The organism is Mycobacterium sp., from assembly GCF_052143115.1.
Classification (GTDB): Bacteria; Actinomycetota; Actinomycetes; order Mycobacteriales; family Mycobacteriaceae; genus Mycobacterium.
This window is the reverse complement of sequence record NZ_JBKQTQ010000162.1, coordinates 1-5,474: the sequence shown is the minus strand read 5'-3', so window position 1 is coordinate 5,474 and position 5,474 is coordinate 1. Positions and strand designations below refer to the sequence as shown.

The following is a 5,474-nucleotide window of genomic DNA, read 5'->3' as shown; positions in this document are numbered from 1 at the left end:
GCGCGGCGCGGGGTCGAGACGATGATGTCGATTGACCCCGACCACGCTAAGGAGAATGTGCAGCGCACCCTCGACGTGACGACGGGCCCGCTGGAGAGCCAGCTGGAAGCGACGTCAACCTACATGGTTAAAAGTGCACAGGATGCGAAGGTCACCACCAAGGCCACCGCGGAAGACGTCGCAGTGGAGTCGATGACCGACAATTCGGCAGTCGTCCTGGTGGTCGCAAAATCCGACACCACCAATCCCGACAAGTCGAAACGGCCACCGGTCTTCTGGCGACTCAGTGTCAATATCGATCGGGACGGCGGGCAGCTCAAGATGTCGAAAGTCGATTTCGTGCAATGACTTCCGAGCCAGGGTCGACACGCGACGATGCAGAGACCGCACTTGAGGGCCCGGAGTCGCCGTCTGACAGCACGGAGGCTCCTTCGGTTCGTTCCCCCGGCGACGCGCGTCCCAGTACAAGGGTCGCGATCAGCCGGCTGACCGGCCGGTGTCGGGCGCACTGGCGTCCAATTCTTGTGGCCGCACTGGTCGTTGCCATGTTGGGGCTTGCTGCCGGTTTGTTCTTTTTTCAGTACCGTCCGGATCGACAGATCGATGACGCCGCCGCTCAGCGGGCGATCCGGGCGGCTTCAGACGGTGCTGTAGCGTCGCTCTCGTACTCGTCGGACAGCATGGCTCGTGACTTCGCTGACGCGAAGTCACATCTCACCGGAGAGTTTCTCGCCTACTACGACAAATTCACCAATGAGATCGTCACGCCGATGGTGCAGCAAAAGCACATCACCCAGACGGCCTCGGTGGTTCGGGCGGCCGTGTCGGAACTGCACCCGGACACCGCCGTCGTGCTGGCGTTCCTCAACGAGACCACCACCGAAAAGGGCAAGCCACAACCACTGACGACCCCGAGCAGCGTGCGAATAACGCTCACGAAGGCGAACGGTTCCTGGCTGATCTCGAAGTTGGATCCGTACGGATGACCGCGTATCTGTCTTTGGTTCGAACCGCTATCCGACCGGTAGCGCCGGTGTTATTCTCATCGCACGAGAACGCCGCTACCGGTGTTGAGAAATCGCATGGGCACCGTCGATTAATGCCCGTCGAGGAGCACACGATGCGTTCAGCTGGAACGATCACCACCGCGATACTGTTGGCTGCCAACGTATTCAGCATTTTTGGTCCGGCATCCACGGCTCGAGCAACAACAAAGGAAGACGTCGCGATCAACGGGACGTACCGCGCCACGTCAAACGGCAATTGGGCCAAGCTCAATGATCAGTACAACTACGAGCCGACGGTTGTCAGCACATGGAAGATCAGCTCGACGTGCACCAATTTTCAGGAATGCAGCGGCACGCTGACGAGCGACCAGGGATGGAGCGCGCCAATATATATGTTCGACGGGCTCATGTGGTACGTCAAACATGATGTGCCGAATTGGGAGCGCTGCCAAGACGGCACCGCGTTCACCGGGCAGCAGACCTACTATTTCTATCCAGTTGATCCCGAGGGTAGTGGTGAATTCAAAATCGGGTCGCCGGTACTGGCCGGGAAGGACAAGACGATCGGCCCGAGCGGCGCCTGCGGGCAAAACCAGTGGCTTGGTATCGAACTGCCGCTGCGGCTGGACAAGATTGGCTGACTAGCCAGTAGGACCTTTAAGTCGGAAATAGGTCCTGCCACTTCTTGGGCGCGGTCGAGGTTGCCAGATCCGACTGCTGGTACAACTTCCCGTCCGGAGCGACATAACGACCGGTGCGCGGATCGTACGGGGCAACCACGACCGACGGCGCGGGTCGAGATGCCTTGGGCCCGAACGAGCTTGGATGCGCCTGCGGCTGTGTACCATTGACCCTGTCGGGTGGTGGCGGACCCACCGGCGGTGAGGGCGCCACGGCCGGCGCCGGGGCAGCCGCGCCCTGCGCGGGGACGTCGAGTGGCGCTATCGGCGGAAAGTCCGCGGCCTGCGTCGACATGTTGGCCGAGAGCGACGACGGCGCCGGCGGTGCAGCTGCGCCCAGCGTGCCCGGTGGTGGATTCGCTCCTCGCGGCCCGGCGGGTGTTCCCCGCGGGACGGCCCCTAGTGGCAGCGGCGTTCCCTCGACCGGGCCGAAAATCCGTTTGTTGAAGGTAACCCGGTCGTCGGGTGGTATGCCCTGAGCGAGCAGGTTTGGATCCAGCGGGGAAGGGCCCAGGACATGCTGGCGCATTGCCAGCGGCATGTATGGCTTGTCGCTGTTGCAGATTTCGACGGTGGGCGCGCGCTTTCCGGGGTGTCCCATGCAGGGATAGTTGCGGGCACCGCGAACCGCAAGCGGTGAATCCTGGGGCAGTTTGCAGTACAACCCGTCCGGCGTGTCGATGTCATTGAGGTCGGACGGGGATCGCCATTGGCTGGGCGGCAAGAAGCCGACCGTGCAAATGGGCGGATCGTCGACCGTGAATGCGAAGTCGCCCTTGGACCAACCGTCGGGATGGTTGAACGAGGCTGCCGTTTGTATGTAGGCATCGGACGGCGGCAGCAGCACCAGCAGCTGCTCCAGCGAGGGGTGGTAGGTGACGCCGATCTGCCCGATGGTGGTGAGGTTGGCAAGCAGCACCGGGAGCGTCGGTTTGATTTGCTCGAAGAGCCGCGATGCCTCGTCCGCGGCGCCGGGACCGTTTTGCAGCACTGTGCGAACCCGGGAATCGTCGGTCGCCACCACGTCGGAAATCCCGGCTAGGCTACGCGCCCAGGTGCGAACGGAGTCGGCGGTCTTCGCCTGCGAGTCCAGCAGCGGCCCAGTGTCTTCGGTGAGGGTTCGCGTGCGGTCGACGACGCTGTTGGCGTCGGCGGAGATTCGCGAGGTCGAGTCGGACAACGATCCCAGATCGTATCCTGCCCCGTTGAAGGCTTGGAACGACTCGTCGAGCAATTGGCCGATTTTGTCTTTGGGAAGGCTTTGGATCAACGCGTTCACCTGGTCGAGCAGCGGTCCGACCGCTTGCGGAATCGTGGTGTCACGCATGGCAATAACCGACCCGTTGCGCAGATACGGCGCCGAATCGGTTCGTGGCCGCAAGTCCACGTACTGTTCGCCCACCGCGGAGACGCTCAGCACATCCGCGTGCAGGTTCGCCGGGATCTTGGGTGAGGTGCCAAGCGACAGCGTTGCTTTGGCGCCGTTCGCGGTGAGCGCCACCGCGGTGACCTTGCCGACCTGCACTCCGCGGTAGGTCACGTTGGAGAACCGGTACAGGCCACCGGTGGCCGGCAGCTCGAGTGTGACAGTCATCCGGCCGATGCCGAGCAGGGTCGGCGCTTGAATGTAGAAGAGGACCATCGCGATGATCCCGATGATCCCGACGATCGCGAAAATCGCCAGCTGAATCCGGACGAAACGCGTCAGCATCTATCCGCCCCCTCCCGCCGGCGGGATCCCCGGTGGCGGAGCAGGATTCGGCCCGGCCGGCACCGGGGCTGGCGGCGCCGCCGCGGGCCCCGGTAGGGGACCAAACCCCGGGGGCGGAGCCGCGGGTCCCGGTAGCGGAGCGCTGAATTGGAGAGACTGCTGCGGCGGTTGCGGCGGGCCGGGTAGCGGCGGCGCCACGGGACCAGGCGCCTGTGCAGGGCCGGGGCGCAATGGATCATATGTGTAATTCAGGTAATACGGTTCCCCGGGCGCGGGTACCAATTCTTCCCCTAGTTGTCCCCAGTGGGTCCCAAGAAACAGTGCACTCTTGAGCTTGGGAATCGTGATGTCGAACTGGAAATGCAGGTTGAAGTAGTCGCCTCGAACGGCTCGGTCGACGAAGTTCTGGGTGAACGGGAAAACCGTCGCGTACGCGAGCGCCGCGTCAAGCCCCGGTCCGACGTCGGCGAGCGCGCGGATTGTCGGCTCCAGGTTTTTCAGATTCTTGACCAAGTCGGCCTGAGTGTCGTTGATCAGCCCGGTGGCGGTGTTGCTGAACACCCGCAGGTGATCCAAAGCGGCGGTCAAGCGGGGCCGCTCCTTGATAAATACCTCGAGCGCGGGCGGTACCTTGCGCAGCGCCTCGGTGAGAACGTCGCGCTGTCTTGCGAATGTCTCGGCAAGCCGGTTCAACGCCTGGATCGACGTAACGATGTTGTCCCGCTGCTGGTCCAGTGTCCCCACGAAAGTGTCGAACCGATTAAGCAAATCGCGAACAGCGCCCTCACGCCCGGACAGCGCGGCGCTGAAATTGTGGATGATCTCTCCGATCTGCCCCAGCCCCCCACCGTTGACGACGAGCGCCAGCGACGACAGGGTTTGCTCCGTCGAGGGATAGGTCGACGACCGATTCAGCGGGATGGTGGCGCCCGGGCGCAGCCGTCCGGTACCGGGTTGGCCAAGCGGCGGGTTGAGCTCCACATGCATGGATCCCAGCAGGCTGGTCTGGCCGACGCTGGCCACCACGTTGGCCGGGATGACGACACCGCGCTTCACCGAGATCTCGACGTCGGCGTGCCAGTCTTTCACCGTCATCGGGCCCACGCTGCCGACCACGACGTCGTCCATCATCACCGGCGAATTCGACTCCATCGTCAGGACGTTCGCGAGCTCGACGTGATAGGTGTCGGCGCCCGCTCCGCGCCCCACCGCGCCGGGCAACGGTAGCGAGTTGAGGCCGTGGAAGGCGCACCCGGTGGCGGTCAGCACCACGCAGGAGCCGATGGCAAGTACCCGGCGGACCGGCAGTCGGCCCATCATGGGTGTGTCCCTTCCGCTGGCAGCAGGGGTGGCGGGGGCGCTGGCGTCGACGGCGGCGGCGGCAGTGGCATCGCCGCGCCCGGTATCCGGCCAAACGGTACTGACGGAGGGAGGCCGGCCGGAACGGGATCACCCGGCAGCCCCGTGTACGCCGACACCGCGGGCGGGATCTCGGGCGGTCCAGGCTTCGGACCCTCGCCGCCGGGTGCCAGGCGCGGTTCGCTGTAGACCACGTTGGCCGGGTCCATCGACTTCTGAATGAATGGATTGATTGGGAACGGCGAACTATTGTAGTTCAGCAGCCGCAACCCGGGACCGATGAACAGCGCGCACAGCTTGCCCGATTCGGTCGCGGTGACGTTCTCGATGGCTTCGGTCATCCCGCAGCCGGGCACCGGCAGCCCCGCGGGGGAAATGATCGCACCCGTCTGCGTGGGATTCGCGAAGTCCACGATCCCGAACCCGCCCACGATAGTTCCGGTGTCGGCGTTGTAGTCGTCGAAGAAGTTGCCGAGCGCGTTCGGCGCGCCGTGCAAGATGTTCTCCAGAGCCATGTGCTGGTCGACGATGGGCTGGATGGCATCGCCCAATCGGGCAATCTGTTCACTTGTCTGGTCGCGGGTTTCGGCGATGAATCGCTGCACTTCACCAACCGCCGTCGACAGATCGGTTAGCGCCGCGTCTAGGTCGGATTTGCTGTCGTTGACCACGCTGGTGAGGGTGGCCAGCCGGTCGTTGAACTGCACGATCTGGACG

4 protein-coding genes and 2 pseudogenes are annotated in these 5,474 nt (G+C 63.9%); 3 read left to right on the top strand and 3 right to left on the bottom strand.

From position 1 onward, the window contains the following. From ACLQI9_RS16390 to ACLQI9_RS16380, 3 genes and pseudogenes are all read left to right on the top strand, one after another. A pseudogene (locus ACLQI9_RS16390) lies at positions 1-348 on the top strand (hypothetical protein); the annotation flags it as partial. Further along, entirely contained in the window at positions 345-986 is a 642-nt protein-coding gene (locus ACLQI9_RS16385; protein WP_442379056.1) for a hypothetical protein, read from the top strand. The pseudogene ACLQI9_RS16390 and the gene ACLQI9_RS16385, both read left to right, overlap by 4 nt. A gap of 134 nt (positions 987-1,120) precedes the next feature. Beyond that, on the top strand, positions 1,121-1,648 hold the full coding sequence (locus tag ACLQI9_RS16380) for a hypothetical protein (protein ID WP_442379060.1): 528 nt from the start codon (positions 1,121-1,123) through the stop codon (positions 1,646-1,648). A gap of 16 nt (positions 1,649-1,664) precedes the next feature. Here ACLQI9_RS16380 and ACLQI9_RS16375 read toward each other — a convergent pair whose 3' ends face one another. From ACLQI9_RS16375 to ACLQI9_RS16365, 3 genes and pseudogenes are all read right to left on the bottom strand, one after another. Continuing rightward, positions 1,665-3,398 (bottom strand): MCE family protein, encoded by a 1,734-nt coding sequence (locus ACLQI9_RS16375; RefSeq protein WP_442379054.1) that lies wholly within the window; start codon positions 3,396-3,398, stop codon positions 1,665-1,667. Further along, entirely contained in the window at positions 3,399-4,718 is a 1,320-nt protein-coding gene (locus ACLQI9_RS16370) for an MCE family protein (protein ID WP_442391930.1), read from the bottom strand. Then, a pseudogene (locus ACLQI9_RS16365) lies at positions 4,715-5,474 on the bottom strand (MCE family protein); the annotation flags it as partial. The gene ACLQI9_RS16370 and the pseudogene ACLQI9_RS16365, both read right to left, overlap by 4 nt.